Genomic DNA, 23166 nt, shown 5'->3' with positions numbered 1-23166 from the left:
CGGAACGGGCGGTGGTACGTCAGGCCAGGCGGACGACGGCGCGGGACATGCCCAGCACCTTCTTGCCGTCGCTCATCGCCGTGAGGTCGACCCGCACGAGGTTGTCGTCCAGCTTGGCGGCCACCTTGCCGCTGACCTCGATCAACGCGCCGGTGCCGTCGTTCGGCACGACGACCGGCTTGGTGAAACGCACCCCGTACTCGACGACCGCACCCGGGTCGCCGGCCCAGTCCGTGACCACGCGGATCGCCTCGGCCATCGTGAACATGCCGTGCGCGATCACGTCCGGCAGTCCGACCTCGCGCGCGAACTTCTCGTTCCAGTGGATCGGGTTGAAGTCGCCGGAGGCGCCCGCGTACTGCACCAGCGCCGCCCGGCTCACCGGGAACGACTGCGCCGGCAGCTCCGTACCGACCTCGACCGCGCCGTAAGCAATGCCCGCCGTCATCACGCCTCCTCGGCGGCCCGCGCCACCAGCTTCATCCACGTGGTCACCACGTGCTCACCGGACTCGTCGTGCACCTCACCGCGGATGTCCACGATGTCGTTGCCCGCCAGAGACTTGATCGCCTCGATGGTCACCGTGACCGCGAGCCGGTCGCCCGCGCGCACCGGCCGGGTGTAGGCGAACTTCTGGTCACCGTGGACCACGCGGCTGTAGTCGAGGCCCAGCTGCGGGTCCTCCACCACCTGGCCGCCGGCCTTGAAGGTGATCGCGAACACGAACGTGGGCGGAGCGATCACATCGGGATGCCCGAGAGCCTTGGCGGCCTCCTGGTCCACGTACGCGGGATTGGTGTCACCCACCGCTTCCGCGAACTCCCGGATCTTCTCCCGGCCGACCTCGTACGCCGGGGTGGGCGGATAGGTCCGCCCCACGAAGGACTGGTCGAGCGCCATGAGCCCGCTACCTCCTGATCAAAAGTCGAATAGGGCGGGTAACCACCCCGGCCCCAATACAACGACACGAGGCCGCCCCCAGTGGGGACGGCCTCGTGTACGAGCCTGTTTTCAGCGCGTTTCGCGGTGCGCGGTGTGCGAGTTGCAGCGCGGGCAGTGCTTCTTCATCTCAAGACGGTCCGGGTTGTTACGCCGGTTCTTCTTGGTGATGTAGTTCCGCTCCTTGCACTCCACGCAGGCCAGCGTGATCTTCGGGCGGACGTCGGTGGCAGCCACGTGAGTGCTCCTTGGACGGACGGATGGACGGATGAACGCAAAAAAGAGTAGCCGATCGAAGGACCGACCCCACAATCGGCTACCGTTAGTAGCGGTGACCGGACTTGAACCGGTGACACAGCGATTATGAGCCGCTTGCTCTACCGACTGAGCTACACCGCTTTGATGCCGAGTTTCCCCGCCGAAGCGGGGTCACCCGATCACCAGAGCCCCAATGCGGAATCGAACCGCAGACCTTCTCCTTACCATGGAGACGCTCTACCGACTGAGCTATTGGGGCGAGCAAGGAAGACATTACACGGCTGTCGCCGTTCGCCCAAATCCGTTTCCCGGGCCCTCCCCCGGCCCTTCCCCCGGCCCCCCTCCGCCTCGGCGAACACCCCCCTGATCAGGCCCTTGATCAGCCCGTTCACCGCCCCTGCGGACCACCTCCCGGCCCTCCCCGCCCTCCTCTCCGCGGCCGTCCCCCCGGCCGTCCCAGCGGGGGCGCTTTCGTACGACTAATCCACCCTCCCCGGAGCGGGCCGGTCGCCCGCCTAGGCTCGGCCGCACCTCGCGTGATCTTGAAACCCCACAGGAGCACAGCCATGCCCGACAGGCCCAGAGGCGCGGACGCGCTCCTGCTCCACGGGGCCAGGCTGGCGGACGGGCGCAACGTCGACGTGCTGATCGGCGGCCCGCTGATCGAGGCCGTCGGCAGGGCCGGCAGTCTCACCACCCGGGGCACCCGGCTGGATCTGCGGGGCCACCTGCTGCTGCCCGCCCCGGCCGAGACCCACCTCCACGCCGACACGGCACTCACCGCCGCCGCCGGGAGCCCGGCGTCCCACCGCCCCGACGACGTACGGCGCCGTGCCACCGAGGCCGCGCTGCTCCAGCTGAGCCACGGCGCGACGGCGCTGCGCGCCCACGTGGGCGTGGGCGGGCGCGGTGGGGGCCAGGGCGGGCCCGGTGGGGGTCAGGACCGGGTGGCGGGCCTCGGGGCCCTGCAGGCCGTCCTGGGGGCCCGTAGTGCGCTGCGGGGCCTCACCGAGCTGACCGCTGTGGCCGTGCCCCACGTCCTGACCGGCGTCGCGGGCGCCGACGGCCTCGCCGCCCTCCGCGACGCGGTGGACATGGGCGCGGACGCCATCGGCGGCTGCCCCGACCTCGACCCCGACCCGGACGGCTTCACCGAAGCCGTGCTGGACCTCGCCTCGGCGCACGGCCTGCCCGTCGACCTCCACACCGACGGCGAGGACCCCGGCCGCCTCGTGCGGCTGGCCGACATGGCCCGCGGGCTCCGCCCCGGGTTCTGCCTCGGCCCTTGTGCGGGCCTCTCGCGGCTTCCGGAGGGCGAGGCGGCCCGTACCGCCGACCGGCTCGCCGCGGCAGCGGTGACCCTGGTCTGCCTCCCCCAGGGCGGCTGTTGCGGTGCCCGGCTCCGGGGAACCCCGCCGGTGCGGCTGCTGCGCGCCGCCGGGGTGCGGGTGGCGGCGGGCAGCGGGGCGCTGCGCGAGGAGGCCGCCCCGGTCGGCCGGGGCGACCCGCTGGGGGCCGCCTATCTGCTGGCCTCGCAACAGGGCCTCTCCCCCCAGGACGCCTACGAGGCCGTCTCCGCCACCGCCAGAACCGCTCTGGGGCTGCCCGAGGTGCGCGTCGAGGCCGGCTTCCCCGCCGAGCTGCTCGCCGTGCGCGGTGACCAGCTGGCCGGGGCGCTCTCGCTCGCGTACAGCAGGATCGTGGTGCACCGGGGGCGGGTCGTGGCGCGGACGAGCGCCGTACGCGAGTACTGCGACTCGGGCGCCGCCGCCCTGGAGCTCCCCCGTCAGGGCCGAGCCGACTGCGGCCCGGGCGGCGGGCCTTGAGCACGAGCGCGCCGTCCGGCGTACGGTCGGAAGCATGCGCATTGTCATTGCAGGTGGACATGGTCAGATCGCGCTGCGGCTGGAGCGACTGCTCGCCGCGCGCGGTGACGAAGCGGTGGGCGTCATCCGCAACCCGCAGCAGAGTGAGGACCTGCGGGCCGCCGGGGCCGAGCCCGCGGTCCTCGACCTCGAATCGGCGTCCGTCGACGAGGTGGCGGAGCTGCTGCGAGGGGCGGACGCGGCGGTCTTCGCGGCGGGCGCGGGCCCGAACAGCGGGTCGGCGCGCAAGGACACGGTGGACCGCGGGGCGGCGGTGCTCTTCGCGGACGCGGCGGAACGGGCCGGGGTACGGCGGTACGTCGTGGTCTCCTCGATGGGCGCGGATCCCGATCACCGGGGGGACGAGGTCTTCGACGTCTACCAGCGCGCCAAGGGTGAGGCGGACGCCGACGTACGCTCCCGGAGCGGCCTGGACTGGACGATTCTGCGCCCCGGCATGCTCACGAACGACGCCGGGACCGGACAGGTCCTGCTGGCCGCCTCCACGGGCCGTGGCCCGGTCCCCCGTGACGACGTGGCGGCGACCCTGGTGGAGCTGCTGGACACCCCCGCGACGGCGGGTCTCACGCTGGAGCTGATCAGCGGGAGCAAGCCGGTGGCGGTGGCGGTGAAGGACGTCGCGGGGAACTGAGGCACGGTCCCTCCCGGCCGGTGCACCCGCGGCAGCGGTGCCCGGAGCCCCTCACCTGCGGAAAACCGCACCGGGCCGGGTGGGTCCCCTCATACCGTCTCCGAGGTGCGGTCATTAACGTCGGGGTGACCGGGGCAGACGTCCCGAGGTGACCGACCCACCGGCTTGGAGACCCCATGCAACTCATGTACTCGGCTCTGCCGCAGGAACCCGCGGGCGGCATAGCGGGCTGGGCCACCGGGCTCGTCGAGAAGATGGGCGGCCCTGGAGCCGGTCTGGCCATCGCCCTGGAGAACCTCTTCCCGCCACTGCCGAGCGAAGTGATTCTGCCGCTGACCGGGTTCGCCGCCGGGCAGGGCGTCCTGAGCCTGGCCTCGGCGTTGTTCTGGACCACGCTGGGCTCGGTCGTGGGAGCGGTGGTCCTCTACTGGATCGGCGCGTCCTTCGGACGTGAACGCATGCACACCCTCTGGGGGAAGCTGCCGCTGGTGAAGGCCTCCGACCTGGAGCGCACGGAGAAGTGGTTCGCCCGGCACGGCACCAAGGCGGTCTTCTTCGGCCGCATGGTGCCGATCTTCCGCAGTCTCATCTCCGTCCCCGCCGGGGTGGAGCGCATGCCCCTGCACGTCTTCGTCGCGCTGACCACGCTCGGGAGCCTGATCTGGAACTCGGTGCTGGTGATGGCCGGTTACTGGCTGGGCGACCGGTGGGAAGCGGTGGAGACGTACGTCGGGTTCGCTTCCAAGGCCGTGCTGGTCCTGGTGGTCGTCGCCCTCGCGGCGTACGTGACACTGCGCCTGCGCGGCGCCAACCGGGCGCAGCACCGGCGCAGTTCATGACTCGCCCCGGACACCCACGGGCCACGGCGCCACCCCCGGGAGAGGCGGAGCGATCTCGCCCGGCCCTCACGGCCACATCAGGCTCCCCCGTCGTGCAGGGGAACACCTCATCAGGCATCACCCTCCGTCAGGTCCCGGCCCGTCCTGGGCCGGAGGGCTCCGCATCGGACGCTGCCGCCCGGACGCTCCCGTGGTTACGCCAGGGGCTGGGTGTGCTCCTCGGCTGTGCGACCGCCCTGGCCGGATTCCTCGCGCTGCTCACGGCCGCCCTCTCTCTCGGCCCCTTCCTCCTGTGGCAGCGCACCCGGCCCGGCGCCCTCGGCATCCTCATGGCCGGGGCCCGAAGGCTCACGCGGCTTGAAAGGATCCGCCGGTCCCTCTTCTTCGGCGACCGCTTTCCGGAGCAGTACGAGGCGTCCGGCCGGAAGGTCCTCCGGTACCTGGCGGTGCGCAGCTGCACCGGCCTGGTGTGCGGTCTCGTACTGGGTCTCCTCGGTTTCGGCGCCGTCCTGGCGTGGCTGCTGCTGAGGGGAACGATCCAGGGATCACTCCGGTGGGACGAACTCGTGACGCAGATGCTCCTGGGCGGGGTGCTGCTCTTCCTCGACCTCCAGGGCCTCCGCTCGCTCCTCGCCCTGGACGGACGGCTCGCCCGCGAGTGCTTCGGCCCCTCCGAGCAGGAGTTGCTGCGCCGGCGCATCGGCGAACTGGCCAGCAGCCGGGCTGCCGTCGTGCAGGCGGTGGACGCCGAGCGCCGGCGCATCGAGCGGGACATCCATGACGGGATCCAGCAGCGGCTCGTGGCCCTGGCCATGCTGCTGGGCCGCGCACGCAGGGGGCGGGACCCCGAGCAGGCGAGCGCTCTGCTCCGCCAGGCGCACCAGGAGTCGCAGGACGTGCTCGCGGAACTGCGTGAAGTGGCCTGGCGGGTCTATCCCTCGGGGCTCGACAGCCTGGGGCTGGAGGAGGCGCTCGGCGGCGTGTCCGACCGGTGCGTCATCCCCGTCCGTACGGAGTTCGCAGTCGGCGGGGCCCTGCCACGACCGGTGGAGACCGCCGCGTACTTCGTGGTGTCGGAGTCCGTGACCAACGCGGCCAAGCATTCCGGCGCCACGGCCGTCTCCGTGGCCGTGGTGCTCGACGGCAGGGTGCTGACCGTGCGCACCCGGGACAACGGCAAGGGCGGCGCGGACCCCGCGGGCGTCGGCCTGAGCGGTCTGCGCAGCCGGGTGGAGGCGCTGGACGGCACCCTGTACGTCGACAGCCCCGAGGGGGGACCCACCATCGTTACCGCGGAGCTTCCATGCGCCTGATGCTCGCCGAGGACTCGACCCTGCTGCGGGAGGGCCTGGTACGCCTCCTCGTGGAGGAGGGGTACGACGTCCTGGCCTCCTTCGGTGACGCGGTGTCCCTGCTGAAGGAGATGGAGTCGCGGCGGCCCGACGTCGTCGTCCTCGACATCCGGATGCCACCGACACACACCACCGAGGGCCTGCTCGCGGCCCTGGAGATCCGTGAGCGGTGGCCGGAGACCGGCGTCCTGGTCCTGTCCCAGCACATCGAACGCCACTACGCCGCCCAGTTGCTGGCCTCCAGCGCCGAGCGGGTGGGGTACCTCCTCAAGGACCGGGTCGCCCAGGTCGAGGAGTTCCTGGAGGCGTTGGAGCGCATACAGGCGGGTGGCGCCGCCATCGATCCCGAGGTGGTCCGGCAGCTGGTCATCCGCTCCACGCACGGAGACCCGCTGGCCCGCCTCACACCTCGCGAACGCAGTGTTCTGGAACACCTGGCCCAGGGGCTCACCAACACCTCGATCGCCGGGCAACTGCACATCTCGGTGAGCGCGGTGGAGAAGAACCTCAACGCCGTGTTCGACAAGCTGGAGTTGTCGCACACCACCGGTCACAGCCGGCGGATCCTGGCCGTCCTGCGATACCTGGAGTCGTAGCCCCGCGACTGGACCGCTGCTCTCCGCGCGACCGGGTACGGAGTCCTCGGCCGGAAGGGCAGCCGACAGGGCGGCGACGGGGCGGTCCGGCACCCATGACGCGAGGCGTTCCGGCTTCCCGGAGGATCCGCGGGATAGCGTCGGCCGCATGGACGGTGGCCTTGCACGCCGGGGTTGGCTCCCCTGCTACATCGGCGGGGCGGTGTTCGCCGTGTGCATGGCCGGGACCACCCTGCCGACGCCCCTCTACAGCCTCTACCAGGACGAACTCGGGTTCTCCGAGCTCACGGTGACCGTGGTGTACGCCGTATACGCCTTCGGGGTCATCGGGGTGCTGCTGCTGGCGGGAAACGCCTCCGACGCGGTGGGCAGACGCCCCGTGCTGCTCTGGGGCCTGGGGTGCGCGGCGGCGAGCGCGGTCTGCTTCCTGTGCGCGACCGCATTGGGGTGGCTCTTCGCGGGACGGCTGCTGTCGGGTCTGTCCGCCGGGCTGTTCACCGGGGCGGCCACCGCGTACGTGATGGAGCTGGCCCCGGGAAAGGGCTCCCCCAGGGCCGCCTTCGTGGCGACGGCCGCCAACATGGGTGGTCTCGGCTGCGGGCCGCTGCTCGCCGGACTCCTCGCGCAGTACGCACCCTGGCCACTGCACCTGCCGTTCGTCGTGCACCTTGTGCTGCTGGCCGCGTCGGCGTTGCTCCTGTTCGCGCTGCCGGAGACCGTCTCCGAGCGCCGGCCCTTCAAGACCGTCCGGCCCCAGCGGCCGGGCCTGCCGCCCGAGGTCCGGGCGGTGTTCAGGCCGGCGGCACTCGCGTCCTTCGTGGGATTCGCCCTGTTCGGGGTGTTCACGTCGGTCAGCCCGGCCTTTCTGGCCCAGTTCCTGGACGTGGACAACCACGCCGTGAGCGGGCTGATCGTCGCGCTGGCCTTCTTCGCCTCGATCGCCGGGCAGTCGGCCGTCGGCCGGATCGGCGAGCGGCGCTCACTGCCCCTGGGGTGCGCGGGGCTCCTCGGCGGGCTCGCACTGCTCGCCTGGGCGCTGTGGTGGCACCTGCTGCCCCTGGTGGTGCTCAGCGCACTCCTGGGCGGCGCGGGCCAGGGCCTGGCGTTCCGGGCGGCCCTGGCCCAGGTCGCGGCGGCGTCGCCCGCCCGTCACCGGGCCGCCGTCATCTCCACGCTGTTCGTGGTGGCCTACACGGGCATCTCGCTGCCGGTGATCGGCGTGGGGGTCCTGTCCGGCCACATCGGCCTCCAGGATGCCGGGCTGGTCTTCATCGCCTGCATGGCGGTCCTGGTCGCGTACGCGGGCGTCTACCTGCTGCGGCGTCCGGGCGGGGTGCGGACGTGAACCGCTCGAATCCCCGGCCTGCGGCCGCCGGACCTCTCGTTCCGTGGCCCCGTCTCGGCGCCCCCTCTCGTCCCTGGACCGCCCGCGTCCGGGCGGCGCCGCGTCCGGATCGACGGGCAACGGCTTGCCCCTGTTCACGGCGCTCCTCGGACTGCCTGTGGGGAACCAGCGTCACGACCGGGTCGGATCGGGGCAGGGCGCTCACACAGCGCGCCGCAGCACTTGCGTGGTCACGTCGGTCGGCCCGCCAGGCGGGAGGGCCCGCCGGTAAACCACCAGGCGGGAGGGCCCGCCGGAAACCACCGGGCCGGTAAAACACATGGCTCTGCCCCGCGCCGGCGGAGAACAATGCCGGACATGGGCACAGACATTCACGGCTTCATCGAGTGCCGCTGGGATCGCTGGCTGGACGAGGACGATCGCGTGTGGTTCCAGGCCATCGACCTCACGCACCTGTACAACGGTCGTGACTACACGGCCTTCGGATCCCTGTTCGGTGTCCGAGACACCACCTCGTTCCGCCCGCTCGCCGATCACCGCGGCCTCCCCCCTGACGTGTCGAAAGAGGTCCGCGCCGACTTCGAGCCCTGGAGCGATGAGCTCCACGGGGAGTCCTGGATCTCCTGGGCGGAACTCGCAGCCGCCGACTGGGACGACGTCGCAAACGAGGTCGACAGCTGCATTCACGAATACCGCCGGAGCACTGACGGCAGCTGGAAGATGCACGGACGGAACACCGACCTCACCCGCTTTGCCGAACTCTCGGGCTTCACCGATGCCCAGCGGCTCTACTGGGCAGGCACGGCCTACCCGGAGAACACCGAGTGGCCGGACGGCGACCGACTCTTCCGCGTCGGCCGCCTGCGGCGGAAGGACGCCGTACCCGACAGCGAATGGGGCGCCGTCTGGTCGGTCATGCGCACGCTGGCGAACCTGCACGGTGACGAAGGGGTCCGCCTGGTCGTCTGGTTCGACGGCTGACGGACCACTCTCCCGCAGCAACCCCGCCCGACCTGCGGTTTCTGCGTTGCCTTCGTCGCGGCCGCAGCCGTGGGCGTGCCCGCCCTGCTCCGGCTCGGCCGCGCCGAGGCCGAGGCCGAGGCCGAGGCACGACGCACCTCAAGCAGAACATGAGCGCGTCCGGGATGTTCGGCAAGGCCAACGGCACCAGCAACCACCACGACCCCGGGGGTTGGTCGTGCCGCTCACCCGAGGGCTGGTGCGACCAAAACCACCCAACCGCTTCCACAAGTAACCGGCAACGCCTGTGTCGGCTACGGCAGTTCCTGATCGAGATACTGCGGAAAATCACTGTCCGCGAGGTAGGTCGCAACGAGTAGGTCACGCCAGTCGAGTTGCTCGAGGCTCACGGTATCCCTCAGCCGGCGGACATCCCCGCGCGCGTGGATCACCGCCGCAGCCATCAGACGCTCGTGGCCCACGCCCGTCATCCCGTCCGGACCCAACTTCCAGACCATGAGACGCAGAGAGCTTTCGACATCCTTGGCAACTTCCGCGTCGGGAAAGTCTCGGCGTATCCGCCTCTGCAACCGCTGGGTGATCTCGATCATCAGCTCCCCCTCGCCAGAAAAGGCCAGGGGCGGCCGTCTCTCCAAAAACACGGCCGCCCTCGTCCAGCGCCCGGTTGGAGCACTGGAGCATCCGGCATGACCCATGAAGGACGTTCTGCACTGCTGCCCGCAGCACTCGATGCCGCCGCCTGCAGCTGGGCGGTGTACCCCCTGCGGCATGGTGGCAAGCCACCGACTCGGGCTGGTCGTAGTGGACCTGGACATACCCAAGACCTAGAGCGGCCCACCCAGCTCCTGTCTGTACCGAAGAGGGGCAACCGGGCTGAAGAGCCCATCTGGCTCGGCTCCGGAGCGGACCTCACAAAGTGCGCGCCCGGCAGGCTGGCCACACGATCGCCGTGCTCTGCCCGGTCTACACGAAGGTGCTCGCACAGACCCAGCAGCGGGCCAAGGACCGGATCGACGCAGCGCTGCCGGAGTGGAACGAGCCGGGGTGACCCGGTGCCCCGGGGGACGGCTGGGGGGACACACCCTGATCAGGGGTGGGATTCAGGTGAGACAACGTGGGATGCGGGGGCTTGTCGGCGCGCTCCGCAGCGACACTTGCACATACGCAGAAACCCCGCCCGACCTGGTGTTTAAGCAGGTCGGACGGGGTTTCCCGTCCTGTGGCGGCGCCAGGGTTCGAACCTGGGTAGGCTGAGCCGGCAGATTTACAGTCTGCTCCCTTTGGCCACTCGGGCACACCGCCTGGAACGGCGCCTCGGATCCCGGCGAGGGGCTCCTTGGCGACGACGTAAACGATACCTGATGCCCAGGGGTGCTCCGCCACCTGGTTGATCAGCGCCCGGGGCGGGCAGGGGTGGCTAGGCTTTGTGCCGTACCCCAACGCATACGACGCAAGGAGCCACACGTCATGGCCGACTCCAGTTTCGACATCGTCTCGAAGGTCGAGCGGCAGGAGGTCGACAACGCCCTCAACCAGGCCGCCAAGGAGATCTCCCAGCGCTACGACTTCAAGGGCACGGGCGCGTCGATCTCCTGGTCCGGCGAGAAGATCCTGATGGAGGCGAACGGCGAGGAGCGGGTCAAGGCGATCCTCGACATCTTCCAGTCCAAGCTGATCAAGCGCGGGATCTCCCTGAAGTCGCTGGACGCGGGTGAGCCGCAGCTTTCCGGCAAGGAGTACAAGATCTTCGCCACGATCGAGGAGGGCATCTCCCAGGAGAACGCCAAGAAGGTGGCGAAGATCATTCGCGACGAGGGCCCGAAGGGCGTCAAGGCGCAGGTCCAGGGCGACGAGCTGCGCGTCAGCTCCAAGAGCCGTGACGACCTCCAGGCGGTGCAGGCGCTGATCAAGGGCAAGGACCTCGACTTCGCGGTGCAGTTCGCCAACTACCGGTAGGCGGTCCGCTGCCGTGTGCAGCGGGTCGCAGGCGGGGCGGGGCGTGCCGGTCGGCATGGCCCGCCCCGTTGCCATGTGCGGAGGGCCGGACCGGGCCGGGCGGTGCGGTGCCCTCAGCGGTCCCGTCGGGGTGGTCGCTGTCAGCGGCAGTCGGGAGTGGCAGTCGCGATCAGCGGCACTCCCCGTCGTCGCGCTCGCGATCAGCGGCAGTCGCGGCGGTCGCGATCAGCGGCGGTCGCGGCGGTCGCGATCAGCGGCGGTCGCGGGAGTGGCCGAAGAGCAGCCGGTAGGCGATGAGCAGGACCAGGGATCCGGCGATGGCGGCGACCCAGGTGGCCGTGTCGTAGAAGTCCGTGCTGATGGGGCGGTCGAGGAAGCGGGACGACAGCCAGCCACCCAGGAACGCGCCCACGATGCCGATGAGCGTGGTGCCGACGATGCCGCCGGGGTCGCGGCCGGGCAGCAGCAGTTTGGCTATCGCGCCGGCTAGCAGTCCGAGAATGATCCAGCTGATGATGCTCATGTCGGCGAACCTACCCGTCAGTTGTCCTTACAAGCCAGGACGCCCTGAGGCGGGGTGCGGTTGCCTGAGCGGGCCGCAGGTCTAGCGGGTGGCGAACGGCTGGTCGGTGCGGACGATCTCCTTGCCGAACGGCATCAGTGAGACCGGGATGAGCTTGAAGTTCGCGATGCCCAGCGGGATCCCGATGATCGTGACGCACAGGGCGATGCCGGTGCAGATGTGGCCCAGCGCGAGCCACCAGCCGGCCAGGATCACCCACAGGACGTTGCCGATGAGGGAGCCGCCGCCGGCGTCGTGACGGTCGACGACCGTGTAGCCGAAGGGCCAGAGGGCGTAGACACCTATGCGGAACGCGGCCACGCCGAAGGGGATGCCGATGATCGTGATGCAGAGCAGGAGCCCTGCGGCCATGTAGCCGAGGAACATCCAGAGTCCGCACAGGACCAGCCATATGACGTTCAGGATTGTCTTCACGGTCGATACCCTGCCATCTGCTCGAGCCTGGCGATGCGTTCAGCCATGGGCGGGTGGGTGGAGAACATCTTGGACATGCCCTGGCCGGGCCGGAACGGGTTCGCGATCATCATGTGACTCGCGGTTTCCAGCCGTGGCTCGGGCGGGAGGGGAAGCTGTTTGGTGCCCGCGTCGAGCTTGCGCAGGGCGCCTGCGAGCGCGAGCGGGTCCCCGGTGAGCTGCGCTCCGGAGGCGTCGGCCTCGTACTCCCGGGAACGGCTGACGGCCAGCTGGATCACCGAGGCGGCGAGGGGGCCGAGGATCATGACCAGCAGCATCCCGAGAAGGCCGGGGCCGTCGTCGTCGTCGGAGCGTCCCACGGGGATGAGCCAGGCGAAGTTCACCAGGAACATGACGACGGAGGCCAGGGCGCCCGCGACGGACGAGATGAGGATGTCGCGGTTGTACACGTGGCTGAGCTCGTGGCCGAGTACACCGCGAAGTTCGCGCTCGTCCAGGAGCTGGAGGATGCCCTCGGTGCAGCACACGGCGGCGTTGCGCGGGTTGCGTCCGGTGGCGAACGCGTTGGGGGCCTGCGTCGGGGAGATGTAGAGCCGTGGCATGGGCTGGCGGGCGGCGGTCGAGAGCTCGCGCACGATGCGGTAGAGCTGCGGGGCCTCGAATTCGCTGACGGGACGGGCCCTCATCGCACGCAGGGCGAGCTTGTCGCTGTTCCAGTACGCGTAGGCGTTGGTGGCGAGCGCGACGAACAGGGCCACGATCAGGCCTGTACGCCCGAAGAAGCTGCCGATGACGATGATGAGGGCCGAGAGGCCCCCGAGGAGTACAGCGGTTTTCAGCCCGTTGTGCCGGCGGTGCACGGTACGCCCTCCAAGTGGTGCAGCAGGGGAACCCTTGCTCTGTGGTGCTCCACTTCCAGTGGAGCCTCCCGTTCTGGTCAACGCGAGGCGAGGGGAGCTAGTTCCCTTGTGCGAGGAGGCCGGGGGCACAGGCGGCAGGGGCGGATCCGGTCGGATCCGCCCCTGGGCCGTACGGGTGGGTCTGGCCGCGCGGACCGTTCCGGGCCCTGCGGCGGTGGGTCAGCGCGGGGCGGGGAGGCCGGCGAGCGCGCGGGCCTCGGCGTCCGGCTCGACCTCGCTGGTGCAGTGGCCGCAGCGGGTGGCGATCGCGGGGATCTCGGTGAAGCAGCGCGGGCAGTCACGGAGGGCGGCCTTGATGTCGGCCTGCTTCTCCTCTTCCTTGGCGGTGAAACGGTTCTGGACCTTCGCCATGGGAAGGACGACCAGGAAGTAGAGGACCGCGGCGGTGATGAGGAAGGCGATGGCGGCGCTGACGAACAGGCCGTAGGGGAACTTCACGCCGTCGACGGTGTAGGCGGCCTTGCTGAAGTCACCCGTGCCACGGGTGAAGAGGCCGATCAGCGGCACGATGAACGCGTTGCTGAAGCCGGTGACCACGGCGGTGAAGGCGGCCCCCACGGCGAGGCCGATGGCCATGGAGATGACGTTCCCGCGAAGGATGAAGTCCTTGAACCCGTTCAGCACCGCTCTGGCTCCTCTGTGCTCTTCTTGTGTGCTCGTCGTGCGTGCCCTGCGCCTTCGCCGGCCGCTCGCCCGGCATGCGTGCCCGGTCGCCCGGGCTTGTTCGTGTGCTCTGCCCGTCGCCCGGGCAGTTCGTGTGCTCTGCCCGGTCGCCCGGGCGGTTCGTGTGCTCTGCCCGGGTGACGCGTGCACGCAAGACCATGCCCTGTGGACGGGTCCACGGGCAAGCCGGTCGAAGCGGGTCAGAAGAGGCTGACGGCGGCGAAGCGAAGGATGAGCTGGGGCGCCCCGGAGAGTGTGATTCCGGTTACCGCCGTCAGAACGATCGCCAAGGTGAGAGGGGCGGGGACCCGGTGCTGGTGCGGGACGGACGCCTCATCCGGGGCCGGGGCCTCCGTGGGCGCCCTGAACAGCGCCGCGGTCCACCGAAGGTAGTAGTACAGAGCGATCACGACGTTGACGGCCATGACGACGGCGAGCCAGCCGAGCCCTGCGTCCACGGCGGCGGAGAAGACCGTGACCTTGGCGAAGAGGCCGATGATGCCGGGCGGCAGGCCGGCCAGGCACAGCAGGAAGAAGCCCAGGGCGAGCGCGGCCAGGGGCCGGGTCGCGTACAGGCCCTGGTAGTCGCTGAGCCGGTTGCCGGGGTGGCTGCGGGCGACGACGGCCGCGACCGCGAAGGCCCCCAGGTTCACCACGGCGTACATCAGGGCGTAGGCGACGGTGGAGCCGATCTGCTCGTCGCCCGAGTACGCGGCGGCGGCGATCGGCACGAGGAGGTAGCCGGCCTGGCCGACGGACGACCAGGCGAGGAGGCGTACCGCGCTGCGGGCCCGGGTGGCGTTCTGCCGGAGTGCGGCGACGTTGCCGATGGTCATGGTGAGCGCGGCGAGGACGGCCAGGGCCGGGCCCCAGACGTCGGCGTAGGCCGGGAAGCCGATCACCGTGACGAGGACGAGCCCGGAGAAGCCGACCGCCTTGCCGACGACCGAGAGGTAGGCGGCGATGGGCAGCGGGGCGCCCACGTAGGTGTCGGGAACCCAGAAGTGGAACGGCGCGGCGGCCGTCTTGAAGGCGAAGCCGACGAGTGTGAGGACGACGCCGGCCTCGGCCAGGGTCTCCAGCTGCCCGGGCACCTCGTCCAGGCGTGCGGCGATCTCCGTGAGGTGCATGGTGCCGGTGGCGGCGTAGACGAAGCTGACGCCGAGGAGCATGACGGCGGTGGCGACGACCGAGGAGAGGAAGAACTTCAGGGCCGCTTCGGAGGAGCGCCGGTCGCCGCGCTTGATGCCGACGAGGGCGAACGCGGGGAGCGAGGCGACCTCCAGGGCGACGACGAGGGTCGCGAGGTCCCTGGAGGCGGGCAGGAGTGCCGCGCCGGCCGCGGAGGACAGCAGCAGGAACCAGAACTCGCCCGCCGGGAGCTTGCGTGTGTCGCCGATCGAGAGCAGCGCGGTGAGCAGGGCGCCGCCGAGCACGAGGGCCTGGATGACGAGGGCGAAGTGGTCCGCGGTGTAGCTGCAGGCCTGGGTACCGCCGGTGAGGCAGAAGGTCGAGCGGTCCCCGGCGCGCAGCGGGACGAGCAGGGCGAGTGCGGCGACCAGCCCGGCGACGGCTCCGTAGCCGAGCAGCGGCTTGTGCCGTTCGCCGACGAAGAGGTCCGCGACGAGGACGAGCAGGGCCACGGACGCGGTGATGACGGGGGGTGCGATCGCGAGCCAGTCGACGGACTGGACGAGGCTCGCCGCCCCGGTTGCGCTGTCGGCTGCCACGGTCACGACTTGCCTCCTGCGAGGAGCTTCTGCACGGCCGGGTCGGTGAGGCCGAGGAGGACGGCGGGCCAGAGTCCGGCGAGGACGGTCAGGGCGGCGAGCGGGGTCCAGGCGGCGAACTCGTAGCGCTGGATGTCGGCGACCGCCTGGGACTCCTCCCGGTGCTCGCCCATGCAGACGCGGCGTACGACGATCAGCATGTACGCGGCGGTGAGCAGGGTTCCGAGGGCGCCGACGGACATGAAGGTGAGGAAGGCGGGGCGGCTGAGGCCTTCGGCGGGGTCGAACGCGCCGAACAGGGTGAGCATCTCGCCCCAGAACCCGGCGAGGCCGGGGAGTCCGAGCGAGGCGACCGCGGCGAAGGCGAGGAGGCCCCCGAGCCTGGGTGCGCGGCCGTAGAGGGCGGCTCCGGTGGCGCCTGACAGGGTGTCGAGGTCGGCCGTGCCGTAGCGCTCCTTGACCGCACCGACCAGGAAGAACAGCAGGCCGGTGATGAGGCCGTGGGCGATGTTGGCGAACAGCGCGCCGTTCACGCCGGTGGGGGTCATGGTCGCGATGCCGAGGAGGACGAAGCCCATGTGGCCCACGGAGGAGTAGGCGATCAGGCGCTTGAGGTCGCCCTTGGCGCCGGGGCGGGCGAGGGCGAGGCAGGCGAGTGAACCGTAGATGATCCCGACGACCGCGAACGCCGCGAGGTACGGCGCGAAGGTCCGCATGCCGTCCGGGGTGACGGGGAGCAGGATACGGACGAATCCGTACGTGCCCATCTTCAGCATGACGCCGGCGAGGAGGACCGAGCCGACGGTGGGGGCCGCGGTGTGGGCGTCGGGCAGCCAGCTGTGCAGGGGCCACATCGGGGTCTTCACGGCGAGGCCGATCCCGATGGCGAGAACCGCGATGACCTGCACGGACGTGGTCAGGCCCCGGCCGTTGTCAGTGGCGAGTGCCACCATGTCGAAGGTGCCGCTCTTCAGTCCGATGAGGAGCAGCCCCAGCAGCATGATCACGGAACCGAGCAGTGTGTAGAGGATGAACTTCCAGGCGGCGGGCTGCTTCCGGTCGCCGCCCCAGCGGGCGATGAGGAAGTACATCGGGATGAGGACCATCTCGAAGGCCAGGAAGAAGAGCAGCAGGTCGAGGACGGCGAAGGTCGCGAGGGTGCCGGACTCGAGGACGAGCACGAGAGCGACGAAGGCCTTCGGGGAGGGGCCTGCGGGGAGCTTGAAGTAGCTGTAGAGCGCGCAGAGGAAGGTCAGCAGCGCGGTCAGCACGAGGAGGGGGAGCGAGATGCCGTCGGTACCGAGGTGGATCCGCACGTCGAGTGCGGGGATCCAGCTGATGTCCGTGGTGGCCTGCATCTTCGACGGGTGGTCGTGGTCGAATCCCGCGGCCAGGACGAGCGCGGCGGCAAGGACGGCACCGGTGACGGTCACGCCGTGGCGGACCACGGCCTGGTCGGGGTTCCTGCCCCTGAGCCCGGGCGGGGCGGGCAGGAGCGCGGCGACGGCGCCGAGGAGCGGGGCCACGACGATGAACGCCAGAAGGAACTGCATCACGGATGCGCTGATATCGAACACGGCTCACGCCCCGGCGTAGACGTTGGCAAAGACGACGGCGGCGATCGCCAGGACAAGGGTTCCGGCGAGCAGCGCCCCGAGGTAGGTCTGCACGTTGCCGGTCTGGGCGCGGCGGACGGCGGTGCCGAGTCCGCGGGTGATGCTGCCCGCGCCGCGTACGTAGGTGTCGACGACTTCGCGGTCCAGGAAGCGGACGAGCCGGGCAGCGGCTCCGACGGGGCGCACGAAGAGCACCGTGTACAGGGCGTCCAGGTGGAAGCCGCTGACCGCGTGGCGGTGGATGGGGCCGAGCAGCAGCCGCCCGGGGTCGGACGGGTCCGGGGCGCCCGCGATGGTGCCGTACGCCGCGATGTGCGAGGTGATCGCCTCGACCTCCACGAGGGCGGGTTCGGCGTCGGGGTGGGCGGCGACCGCGCCGACCGGGGGGCGGTCGGCGAGCGCGGTGGTGTGGCGCCAGGTCCCGTAGGTGACGAGTCCGCCGACGAGTCCGACGCCGGTGGAGAGGACAGCCGTCGTGAGGGAGGGGGTGAGGCTGTGGCCGTCGAACCAGTCGGTGAGGGTGCCGGCGGCGAGACCGAAGGCGATCGTCGGGACGGCGAGGACCCAGAGGACCGAGGTCATCGCGATGGGCTGCTTGCCGTGGTCGGGGGCCTCGGGGCCGCGCCCGCGGAAGGCGAGGAGCCACAGCCGGGTGGCATAGGCGGCGGTGAGGACCGCCGCGGCGAGACCCGCGACGAGGATCGTCCAGCCCGCAGCGGCGGGAGCGACGTCGCGGTCTCCGAGAGCGGTGTGCTCGGCGGCGACGAGGACGGCTTCCTTGGAGAAGAAGCCGGCGAACGGAGGGATGGCGGCCAGCGCGAGGAGCGCGACGGTCATCGTCCAGTAGGCGTCGGGGATGCGCTTGGTCAGGTTGCCCATGCGGGACATGGCGGCCAGTGAGTTGGTGCCTGCCGCATGGATGACGACGCCGGCCGCGAGGAAGAGGACGGCTTTGAACGCACCGTGTGAGATGAGGTGGAAGACGGCGGCGCCGCGGTCGCCGACGGCCAAGGCGCCGGACATGTAGCCGAGCTGGCCGATCGTCGAGTAGGCGAGGACGCGCTTGATGTCGTCCTGCGCGAGTGCGGCGAGCCCGGATCCGATCATCGTGACGGCGGCCATCACGGCGAGGACGACGAGGGCCGCGCCCGAGGCGGCGAAGACGGGGAGGAGCCGGGCCACGAAGTAGATGCCGGCGGCGACCATCGTCGCGGCGTGGATGAGCGCCGAGACGGGTGTGGGGCCTGCCATCGCGTCGGGCAGCCAGGTGTGCAGCGGGAACTGCGCGGACTTGCCGGCGACACCGGCGAGGAGCAGCAGCGCGATGAGGGTGGGGTGGTCGAGTCCGCCGTTACGGACTGCGGCCAGGACCCCGGTGATGCGGAAGGTGCCGGTGTCCGCGGCGAGGGCGAACAGACCGATGAGGAAGGGGACGTCACCGAGCTTGGTGACGAGGAATGCCTTGAGCGAGGCGCTGCGGGCCTCGGGGGTCTCCCAGTAGTGGCCCACCAGGAAGTACGAGCAGATGCCCATGATCTCCCAGCCGACCAGGAGCACCATCAGGTCGCCGGAGTAGACGACGAGCAGCATCGCGGAGGTGAAGAGGGAGACGAGGGCCGCGTACGAGGGGTAGCGGACGTCGTCCTTGAGGTACGCCGTCGAGTAGATCTGTACGCAGGTGGCGACGAGCCCCACGAGTACGGCGACGAGTACGGCGAAGCCGTCCAGGTGCAGGGCCAGGTCGATCGGCACCGAACCGGTCGGGGTGAGTTCCGTCGCGGCGTCGATGGCGGACCCACCGCCCTGGCGTGCGGCGACGACCACTGCGAGCGCCGCTGCGGCGAGGGTGGGAAGCACGGCGAGGGGGCGGACGAAGCCGGGCGCGGTCCGGCCCAGGAGAAGTCCTGCCGCGGCGCCCAGGAAGGGGAGGAGGGGGACGAGAACGGCGAGGGTCGTGGTGGTCACGCGGTGGCCTCTGCCTTCTTTGCCTTCCCTGCCGGAGCAGTGGCCTGGTCTGCGGTGATGTCGCCGTCCGCGTCCCCGTCGTCGGGGAGGGTCTCGGCGGCGTCGGTCTCCGCGGTGTCGCGGAGGCGGTCGACGTCCGAGCTGCCGCGGTTGCGGTAGACGGCCAGGACAATCGCGAGACCGATGCCGATCTCGGCCGCGGCGATGGCGATCGTGAAGAGGGTGAGGGCCTGGCCGGAGTGCAGGGCGTCGCGGAGCCAGACGTCGAAGGCGACCAGGTTGAGGTTGACGGCGTTGAGCATGAGCTCGACGGACATCAGGACGAGGATCGCGTTGCGGCGGGCGAGCACCCCGTAGAGCCCGGTGCAGAAGAGGAGGACGGCCAGGACGGCGGGATAGGCGAGGTGCATCAGCTCTTGTCCTCCCGGTTCGCGACGGGCCGGTCCGCTCCCGCGACGGGCCGGCTCGTTCCGGCGGCGGGCCGGTCCGCTCGGACGCCGGGCCGGGATGCCGGGGCACCCGGCCTTGGCACCCGGCCGTGCGACCGGTCCGCGGCGCCGTCCTGCCGGTTCTTGCGGGAGAGGACGATCGCGCCCACGAGGGCGGCGAGCAGCAGGACGGAGAGAGCTTCGAAGGGCAGGACCCAGTGCCTGAAGAGGAATTCGCCGGAAGCCTTGGTGGAGCCCTGGGCGGGTCCGTCCAGGTCGATCCAGGTCGTACGGAAGGCGTCCACGACGACCCAGACGAGAGCCCCGGCAGCGGCGAGGGAGGCCGCGAGCGCTATCCACCGGTTGCCGGTGTCGGCGTCCGGGGAACGGCCGATGGGAGCTCTGGTGAGCATCAGGCCGAAGAGGAGGAGGACGACGACGGAACCGACGTAGATGAGGACCTGCACCCACGCGATGAACTCGGCCGTGAGGAGGAGGTACTCCACGGCGATACCGCCGAGCGCGACGACGAGCCAGAGGGCCGCGTGCACGAGCTGCTTGGTCGTGACGGTGACGAGGGCCGCTCCGAAGGTGGCGAGACCCACGAGGAGAAAGGCGATCTCGACGCCGGTCGGAGAGAGGAAGCCGGGGTGTCCGGCGGTGGCCGCGAGGCTCACTCCTGCCCCTCCTGTTCTTCCGTCCGGCCTGGCTGTTCCGCCGCCCGGCCCTGCTGGGACTCCTGCGTCTGCTGGGCTTCGGGGGACTCCTGCGCCTGCTGGGCTTCGGATGTCGCCTGGGCCTGCCGGGCCTCCTGGGCTTCCTGGGCTTCCTGGGCTTCCTGGGCTTCCTGGGCTTCCTGGGCTTGGAGCTTGTCGGCCGTCTTGCGGGCCGCGGCGATCTCCTTGGGCTCCTCGGCTCCCGGATCCAGCGCGGGCGGCTCGGGGACGGTCCACATCCACTCGCGGAGCTTGTCGCGCTCGTGGGTGAGTTCGTGGATGTCCGTCTCCGCGTACTCGAACTCGGGCGACCAGAAGAGCGCGTCGAAAGGACACACCTCGATGCAGATACCGCAGTACATGCAGAGGGCGAAGTCGATGGCGAAGCGGTCGAGCACGTTGCGGCTGCGCTCACGGCCTCCGGGGGCGGCCGGGGGCACCGTCTCCTTGTGGGAGTCGATGTAGATGCACCAGTCGGGGCACTCGCGGGCGCACAGCATGCAGACCGTGCAGTTCTCCTCGAACAGCCCGATGACCCCGCGGGTACGGGGCGGCAGTTCGGGCTGGACGTCGGGGTACTGCGCGGTGACCGTGCGCTTCGTCATGGTCCGCAGGGTGACGGCGAGGCCCTTGGCCAGGCCTGATCCGGGGATCGGGGGCACTAGTTGATCGCCACCTTCACGATGCCGGTGAGCGCGATCTGCGCGAGAGCGAGGGGGATGAGCGTGGTCCAGGCGAGCTTCTGCAGTTGGTCCTCGCGCAGACGGGGGTAGGTGACCCTCAGCCAGATGACGACGAAGGCGAGGACGGCGGTCTTCAACAGGGTCCAGACCCAGCCGAGCCCGTCCGCACCCAGCGGGCCGTGCCAACCGCCGAGGAAGAGGACGGTCGTGAGACCGCACAGGACGACGATCCCGGCGTACTCGGCGAGCAGGAACAGGGCGAAGCGGAGACCCGTGTACTCGGTGTACGCACCGAAGATGATCTCCGAGTCGGCCACCGGCATGTCGAAGGGCGGGCGCTGCAGTTCGGCGAGCCCCGCCACGAAGAAGACCAGGGCGCCGACGATCTGCCAGGGCAGCCACCACCACTCGAACGCGTCGAGGATGCCGGGCAACGAGACGGTGCCGGCCGCCATCGCCACGGAGGCGGCGGCGAGCAGCATCGGCAGTTCGTAGGCGAGCAGCTGCGCGGCGGTGCGGAGGCCGCCCAGCAGCGAGAACTTGTTGGCCGATGCCCAGCCCGCCATCAGCGAGCCGAGCACGCCGACCCCCATGACGGCGAGCACGAAGAAGATGCCCGCGTCGACGACCTGCCCCACGGCCCCTTCACCGGGGCCGATGGGGATGGCGACGATCACGAGGAGGTACGGGAGCAAGGCGACGGCGGGGGCCAGTTGGAAGATACGGCGGTCCGCGTCGGCCGGGACGACGTCCTCCTTCTGCGCGAACTTCACCCCGTCCGCGACGAGCTGGGCCCAGCCGTGGAAGCCACCCGCGTACATGGGGCCGAGTCGGCCCTGCATGTGGGCCATCACCTTGTGCTCGGCCTGTCCCACGATCAGCGGGACGACCATGAACACGGCAAAGACGATGACGAGGCGGAGGGCGACGTCGAGTACGTCGTTCACGCGGTATCGCCTCCGGTGGCACGGTCGGGGTGTTCGGTGTCTGCGGGGTGCTCGGTGTCGGCAGGCCCGGCCGGACGCTCGGTGTCGGCAGGCCCGGCCGGACGCTCGGTGTCGGCAGGCCCGGCCGGACGCTCGGGGCCGGTCGGGCTTTCGGGGCGCGCGGGCTTCTCGGCGGCGTCGGCACCGTCCGTCCCGGCGGTCTCATCCGTCCGGGCAGTCCGGGCGGTCTCATCCGTCCGGGCAGTCCCGTCCGTGCCGACGGTCCCGGCGGTCTCCTGGGTGCCGCCGGTCCCGCCGTCAGGGCCGCCTGAGCCCTCGGTCTTCGGCTCGGCCTCCGGCTTCGGGGCCGGTTTGGGCTCCCGTGGGGCCGTTTCCGTGCCCTCGGCCCTCGACGTGCCCTCCGGCTTCGGGGCAGGCTCGGCCTCCGGCGGCGGCTGAAGATTCTCGGCCTCCGGCTTCGGGGCCGGTTTGGGCTCCCGTGGGGCCGTTCCCGTGCCCTCGGCCCTCGACGTGCCCTCCGGCTTCGGGGCAGGCTCGGCCTCCGGCGGCCGCTGAAGGTTCTCAGCCTCCGCTCCCGCCTCGGACTTCCGCGGCGGCTGCTTCTCGGTCTGACCAGCCGGGGGCTCGAATGCGGGGCGGGGATCGTGCCATGGGGCGTCCGTGCTGCCGGCCGCCCTCCTCGCGCGCGCCGCACCGGTTCCGCTCCCGGCGTCCGCGCCCGTCCCGTTCCTCGCGGCGTCCGTGCCCGTCCCGCTCACCCCGGCGTCCGTGCCTGCCGGGGCCGTCGGGCCCGGGGTCTGGCTCGCTGAGCCCTGGGATGCGCTGCGGTTACGGCGCGGCGGTGCCGTCCGGGGCGTCTCCACCGCCTCAGCGGTCTCCGCGGCGCCCGTCGCACCTGCGCCCGCACCCGAACCCATCGCACCTGCGCCCGACGCACCGGCACCCGCACCCGCACCCGAGGCGTCCACACCCGAACCCGCCCCCGGACCCGAGGCGCCCGCACCTGCGCCCGACGCACCCGAGGCGTCCGGAGCGGCGGCGGGCCGCTGTGCGGCCGAGCCCTCGCTCACGCTGCGGGTCCGGCGCGCCGGACGGTCGCCCGCCGCGCGCGCTCCCCGGGCGGGCCGTGCCGGAGCGGGCGGAAGCTGCCCCTTGAGCGGGCCCCACTCGTTCGGGTCGGGCACACCCGGCGGCAGCATCGTGCGCCGCTTGGGCCCGCCGTGCTCGGACTCGCCCGGCTCCTTCGCGCCAGGCCAGGCCTTGGCGACCCGTGCCGCCAGGACGAAGTCCTTGCGCAGCGGGTGCCCCTCAAAGCTCTCCGGCAGCAGCAGAGGCACCAGGTGGGGGTGGCCCTCGAAGCCGACGCCGAACATCTCGTGCGTCTCGCGTTCGTGCCACGCCGCCCCCGCGTAGACGCCGACGGCGCTGGGCAGGACGGGGGCTTCGTGCGGGACGGTCGTGCGGACCAGCAGGCGTCGCACCCTGCCTTCGCCGAGAGCGGCGACATGGGCGCAGACCCGGAAGCCGGTGCCGGGTTCGTCGACCGCGCTCAGCCAGTCGAAGTAGGTGCAGCCCAGCTCGTCGCGCGCCGTTTCGAGGGCGGCGGTCCAGGAGGCGGCGGGGACGTCGACGGTCAGCAGGTCGTACGCGTACGTGGCCGTGGCGTCGGCGCCGAAGAGGTCGGTGACGGCGTCGGGCAGCCGGTCGTAGGCGTCGGC

General features: G+C 71.0%; 24 protein-coding genes, 3 tRNA genes and 1 pseudogene. 9 read left to right on the top strand and 19 right to left on the bottom strand.

The annotated features are described in order from the left end of the window. Positions 1-19 precede the first annotated feature (19 nt). From ACFYQ6_RS18380 to ACFYQ6_RS18360, 5 genes are all read right to left on the bottom strand, one after another. Entirely contained in the window at positions 20-448 is a 429-nt protein-coding gene (locus tag ACFYQ6_RS18380) for a MaoC family dehydratase (protein WP_361586246.1), read from the bottom strand. Next, a complete protein-coding gene (locus ACFYQ6_RS18375) occupies positions 448-900 on the bottom strand; it encodes a MaoC family dehydratase N-terminal domain-containing protein (protein WP_388763785.1) in 453 nt (150 codons plus the stop codon). The genes ACFYQ6_RS18380 and ACFYQ6_RS18375 overlap by 1 nt, the downstream gene beginning before the upstream one ends. A 111-nt stretch (positions 901-1011) precedes the next feature. After that, positions 1012-1176, bottom strand: coding sequence for a 50S ribosomal protein L33 (gene rpmG, locus ACFYQ6_RS18370; protein WP_003956487.1), 165 nt, complete (start codon positions 1174-1176; stop codon positions 1012-1014). Positions 1177-1265: 89 nt separating this feature from the next. Continuing rightward, a tRNA-Met gene (locus tag ACFYQ6_RS18365) sits at positions 1266-1338 on the bottom strand. 45 nt (positions 1339-1383) lie between these two features. Continuing rightward, a tRNA-Thr gene (locus tag ACFYQ6_RS18360) sits at positions 1384-1456 on the bottom strand. 307 nt (positions 1457-1763) lie between these two features. Here ACFYQ6_RS18360 and ACFYQ6_RS18355 point away from each other — a divergent pair. The 7 genes from ACFYQ6_RS18355 (at position 1764) to ACFYQ6_RS18325 (ending at position 8827) form a co-directional block, all read left to right on the top strand. After that, on the top strand, positions 1764-3023 hold the full coding sequence (locus ACFYQ6_RS18355; protein ID WP_361582917.1) for an amidohydrolase family protein: 1260 nt from the start codon (positions 1764-1766) through the stop codon (positions 3021-3023). Between the two features lie 34 nt (positions 3024-3057). Continuing rightward, positions 3058-3714 (top strand): SDR family oxidoreductase, encoded by a 657-nt coding sequence (locus tag ACFYQ6_RS18350; protein ID WP_361582920.1) that lies wholly within the window; start codon positions 3058-3060, stop codon positions 3712-3714. 176 nt (positions 3715-3890) lie between these two features. Then, positions 3891-4553: a DedA family protein gene (locus ACFYQ6_RS18345; protein ID WP_361582923.1), complete on the top strand. Its 663-nt coding sequence runs from the start codon at positions 3891-3893 to the stop codon at positions 4551-4553. A gap of 212 nt (positions 4554-4765) precedes the next feature. Beyond that, positions 4766-5866: a histidine kinase gene (locus tag ACFYQ6_RS18340; protein WP_361582926.1), complete on the top strand. Its 1101-nt coding sequence runs from the start codon at positions 4766-4768 to the stop codon at positions 5864-5866. Then, complete coding sequence (locus ACFYQ6_RS18335) at positions 5857-6501, top strand: response regulator transcription factor (RefSeq protein WP_361582929.1); 645 nt, start codon at positions 5857-5859, stop codon at positions 6499-6501. Before ACFYQ6_RS18340 ends, ACFYQ6_RS18335 begins: the two co-directional genes overlap by 10 nt. 148 nt (positions 6502-6649) lie before the next feature. Next, positions 6650-7846 carry an MFS transporter gene (locus ACFYQ6_RS18330; protein ID WP_388763782.1) on the top strand — a complete coding sequence of 399 codons (1197 nt, stop codon included), beginning with the start codon at positions 6650-6652 and terminating at the stop codon, positions 7844-7846. 357 nt (positions 7847-8203) lie between these two features. Continuing rightward, positions 8204-8827: a hypothetical protein gene (locus tag ACFYQ6_RS18325; protein WP_388763780.1), complete on the top strand. Its 624-nt coding sequence runs from the start codon at positions 8204-8206 to the stop codon at positions 8825-8827. Positions 8828-9120: 293 nt separating this feature from the next. On the opposite strand, the gene ACFYQ6_RS18320 is transcribed toward ACFYQ6_RS18325, so the two are convergent. Beyond that, on the bottom strand, positions 9121-9417 hold the full coding sequence (locus ACFYQ6_RS18320; RefSeq protein ID WP_388763778.1) for a hypothetical protein: 297 nt from the start codon (positions 9415-9417) through the stop codon (positions 9121-9123). A gap of 326 nt (positions 9418-9743) precedes the next feature. Here ACFYQ6_RS18320 and ACFYQ6_RS18315 point away from each other — a divergent pair, with 326 nt between their 5' ends. Next, positions 9744-9875 (top strand): hypothetical protein, encoded by a 132-nt coding sequence (locus ACFYQ6_RS18315; protein WP_361582941.1) that lies wholly within the window; start codon positions 9744-9746, stop codon positions 9873-9875. 172 nt (positions 9876-10047) lie between these two features. Here ACFYQ6_RS18315 and ACFYQ6_RS18310 read toward each other — a convergent pair. After that, positions 10048-10129 (bottom strand) — tRNA-Tyr (locus ACFYQ6_RS18310). 165 nt (positions 10130-10294) lie between these two features. Between ACFYQ6_RS18310 and ACFYQ6_RS18305 the strand changes: the two genes are divergently transcribed. After that, on the top strand, positions 10295-10783 hold the full coding sequence (locus tag ACFYQ6_RS18305) for a YajQ family cyclic di-GMP-binding protein (protein ID WP_073744205.1): 489 nt from the start codon (positions 10295-10297) through the stop codon (positions 10781-10783). A 250-nt stretch (positions 10784-11033) separates the two neighbouring features. On the opposite strand, the gene ACFYQ6_RS18300 is transcribed toward ACFYQ6_RS18305, so the two are convergent. From ACFYQ6_RS18300 to ACFYQ6_RS18245, 12 genes and pseudogenes are all read right to left on the bottom strand, one after another. Further along, the gene (locus ACFYQ6_RS18300; RefSeq protein WP_069172060.1) at positions 11034-11306 is read right to left on the bottom strand and encodes a GlsB/YeaQ/YmgE family stress response membrane protein; all 273 of its coding nucleotides are present in this window, start codon (positions 11304-11306) and stop codon (positions 11034-11036) included. Between the two features lie 81 nt (positions 11307-11387). Continuing rightward, entirely contained in the window at positions 11388-11780 is a 393-nt protein-coding gene (locus tag ACFYQ6_RS18295) for a YccF domain-containing protein (protein WP_388763775.1), read from the bottom strand. Continuing rightward, positions 11777-12640 carry a zinc metalloprotease HtpX gene (htpX, locus tag ACFYQ6_RS18290; RefSeq protein ID WP_361582945.1) on the bottom strand — a complete coding sequence of 288 codons (864 nt, stop codon included), beginning with the start codon at positions 12638-12640 and terminating at the stop codon, positions 11777-11779. The genes ACFYQ6_RS18295 and htpX overlap by 4 nt, the downstream gene beginning before the upstream one ends. A 219-nt stretch (positions 12641-12859) precedes the next feature. After that, positions 12860-13324, bottom strand: a complete 465-nt coding sequence (mscL, locus tag ACFYQ6_RS18285) for a large conductance mechanosensitive channel protein MscL (RefSeq protein WP_361582947.1) — start codon at positions 13322-13324, stop codon at positions 12860-12862. Between the two features lie 239 nt (positions 13325-13563). Continuing rightward, positions 13564-15099, bottom strand: a complete 1536-nt coding sequence (locus ACFYQ6_RS18280) for an NADH-quinone oxidoreductase subunit N (RefSeq protein ID WP_361582950.1) — start codon at positions 15097-15099, stop codon at positions 13564-13566. Continuing rightward, positions 15096-16646: an NADH-quinone oxidoreductase subunit M gene (locus ACFYQ6_RS18275; RefSeq protein ID WP_361583181.1), complete on the bottom strand. Its 1551-nt coding sequence runs from the start codon at positions 16644-16646 to the stop codon at positions 15096-15098. The genes ACFYQ6_RS18280 and ACFYQ6_RS18275 overlap by 4 nt, the downstream gene beginning before the upstream one ends. 27 nt (positions 16647-16673) lie before the next feature. Beyond that, positions 16674-18674, bottom strand: coding sequence for an NADH-quinone oxidoreductase subunit L (locus ACFYQ6_RS18270; RefSeq protein ID WP_388763773.1), 2001 nt, complete (start codon positions 18672-18674; stop codon positions 16674-16676). Then, entirely contained in the window at positions 18671-19084 is a 414-nt protein-coding gene (nuoK, locus tag ACFYQ6_RS18265; protein ID WP_361582956.1) for an NADH-quinone oxidoreductase subunit NuoK, read from the bottom strand. Before nuoK ends, ACFYQ6_RS18270 begins: the two co-directional genes overlap by 4 nt. Beyond that, positions 19084-19779 (bottom strand): NADH-quinone oxidoreductase subunit J, encoded by a 696-nt coding sequence (locus tag ACFYQ6_RS18260; protein WP_388763771.1) that lies wholly within the window; start codon positions 19777-19779, stop codon positions 19084-19086. Before ACFYQ6_RS18260 ends, nuoK begins: the two co-directional genes overlap by 1 nt. Next, positions 19776-20480, bottom strand: a complete 705-nt coding sequence (locus ACFYQ6_RS18255; RefSeq protein WP_388763769.1) for a NuoI/complex I 23 kDa subunit family protein — start codon at positions 20478-20480, stop codon at positions 19776-19778. The genes ACFYQ6_RS18260 and ACFYQ6_RS18255 overlap by 4 nt, the downstream gene beginning before the upstream one ends. Then, a complete protein-coding gene (locus tag ACFYQ6_RS18250; protein ID WP_361582965.1) occupies positions 20480-21448 on the bottom strand; it encodes a complex I subunit 1 family protein in 969 nt (322 codons plus the stop codon). The genes ACFYQ6_RS18255 and ACFYQ6_RS18250 overlap by 1 nt, the downstream gene beginning before the upstream one ends. 599 nt (positions 21449-22047) lie before the next feature. Beyond that, positions 22048-23148, bottom strand: a pseudogene (locus ACFYQ6_RS18245) (NADH-quinone oxidoreductase subunit C); the annotation flags it as partial. Positions 23149-23166: the final 18 nt, after the last annotated feature.

The sequence above is a fragment of the Streptomyces sp. NPDC005494 genome, assembly GCF_042872025.1.
GTDB lineage: Bacteria > Actinomycetota > Actinomycetes > Streptomycetales > Streptomycetaceae > Streptomyces.
Note: the sequence above shows the minus strand (reverse complement) of the source record. Positions and strands in the feature narration are given on the sequence as shown.

Bases quoted from the DNA above. Each gene is read 5' to 3' on its own strand.
- ACFYQ6_RS18380 (WP_361586246.1), bottom strand. From the start codon at position 448: ATGACGGCGGGCATTGCTTACGGCGCGGTCGAGGTCGGTACGGAGCTG.
- ACFYQ6_RS18375 (WP_388763785.1), bottom strand. From the start codon at position 900: ATGGCGCTCGACCAGTCCTTCGTGGGGCGGACCTATCCGCCCACCCCG.
- ACFYQ6_RS18355 (WP_361582917.1), top strand. From the start codon at position 1,764: ATGCCCGACAGGCCCAGAGGCGCGGACGCGCTCCTGCTCCACGGGGCC.
- ACFYQ6_RS18350 (WP_361582920.1), top strand. From the start codon at position 3,058: ATGCGCATTGTCATTGCAGGTGGACATGGTCAGATCGCGCTGCGGCTG.
- ACFYQ6_RS18345 (WP_361582923.1), top strand. From the start codon at position 3,891: ATGCAACTCATGTACTCGGCTCTGCCGCAGGAACCCGCGGGCGGCATA.
- ACFYQ6_RS18335 (WP_361582929.1), top strand. From the start codon at position 5,857: ATGCGCCTGATGCTCGCCGAGGACTCGACCCTGCTGCGGGAGGGCCTG.
- ACFYQ6_RS18330 (WP_388763782.1), top strand. From the start codon at position 6,650: ATGGACGGTGGCCTTGCACGCCGGGGTTGGCTCCCCTGCTACATCGGC.
- ACFYQ6_RS18325 (WP_388763780.1), top strand. From the start codon at position 8,204: ATGGGCACAGACATTCACGGCTTCATCGAGTGCCGCTGGGATCGCTGG.
- ACFYQ6_RS18320 (WP_388763778.1), bottom strand. From the start codon at position 9,417: ATGATCGAGATCACCCAGCGGTTGCAGAGGCGGATACGCCGAGACTTT.
- ACFYQ6_RS18305 (WP_073744205.1), top strand. From the start codon at position 10,295: ATGGCCGACTCCAGTTTCGACATCGTCTCGAAGGTCGAGCGGCAGGAG.
- ACFYQ6_RS18300 (WP_069172060.1), bottom strand. From the start codon at position 11,306: ATGAGCATCATCAGCTGGATCATTCTCGGACTGCTAGCCGGCGCGATA.
- ACFYQ6_RS18275 (WP_361583181.1), bottom strand. From the start codon at position 16,646: ATGCAGTTCCTTCTGGCGTTCATCGTCGTGGCCCCGCTCCTCGGCGCC.
- nuoK (WP_361582956.1), bottom strand. From the start codon at position 19,084: ATGCACCTCGCCTATCCCGCCGTCCTGGCCGTCCTCCTCTTCTGCACC.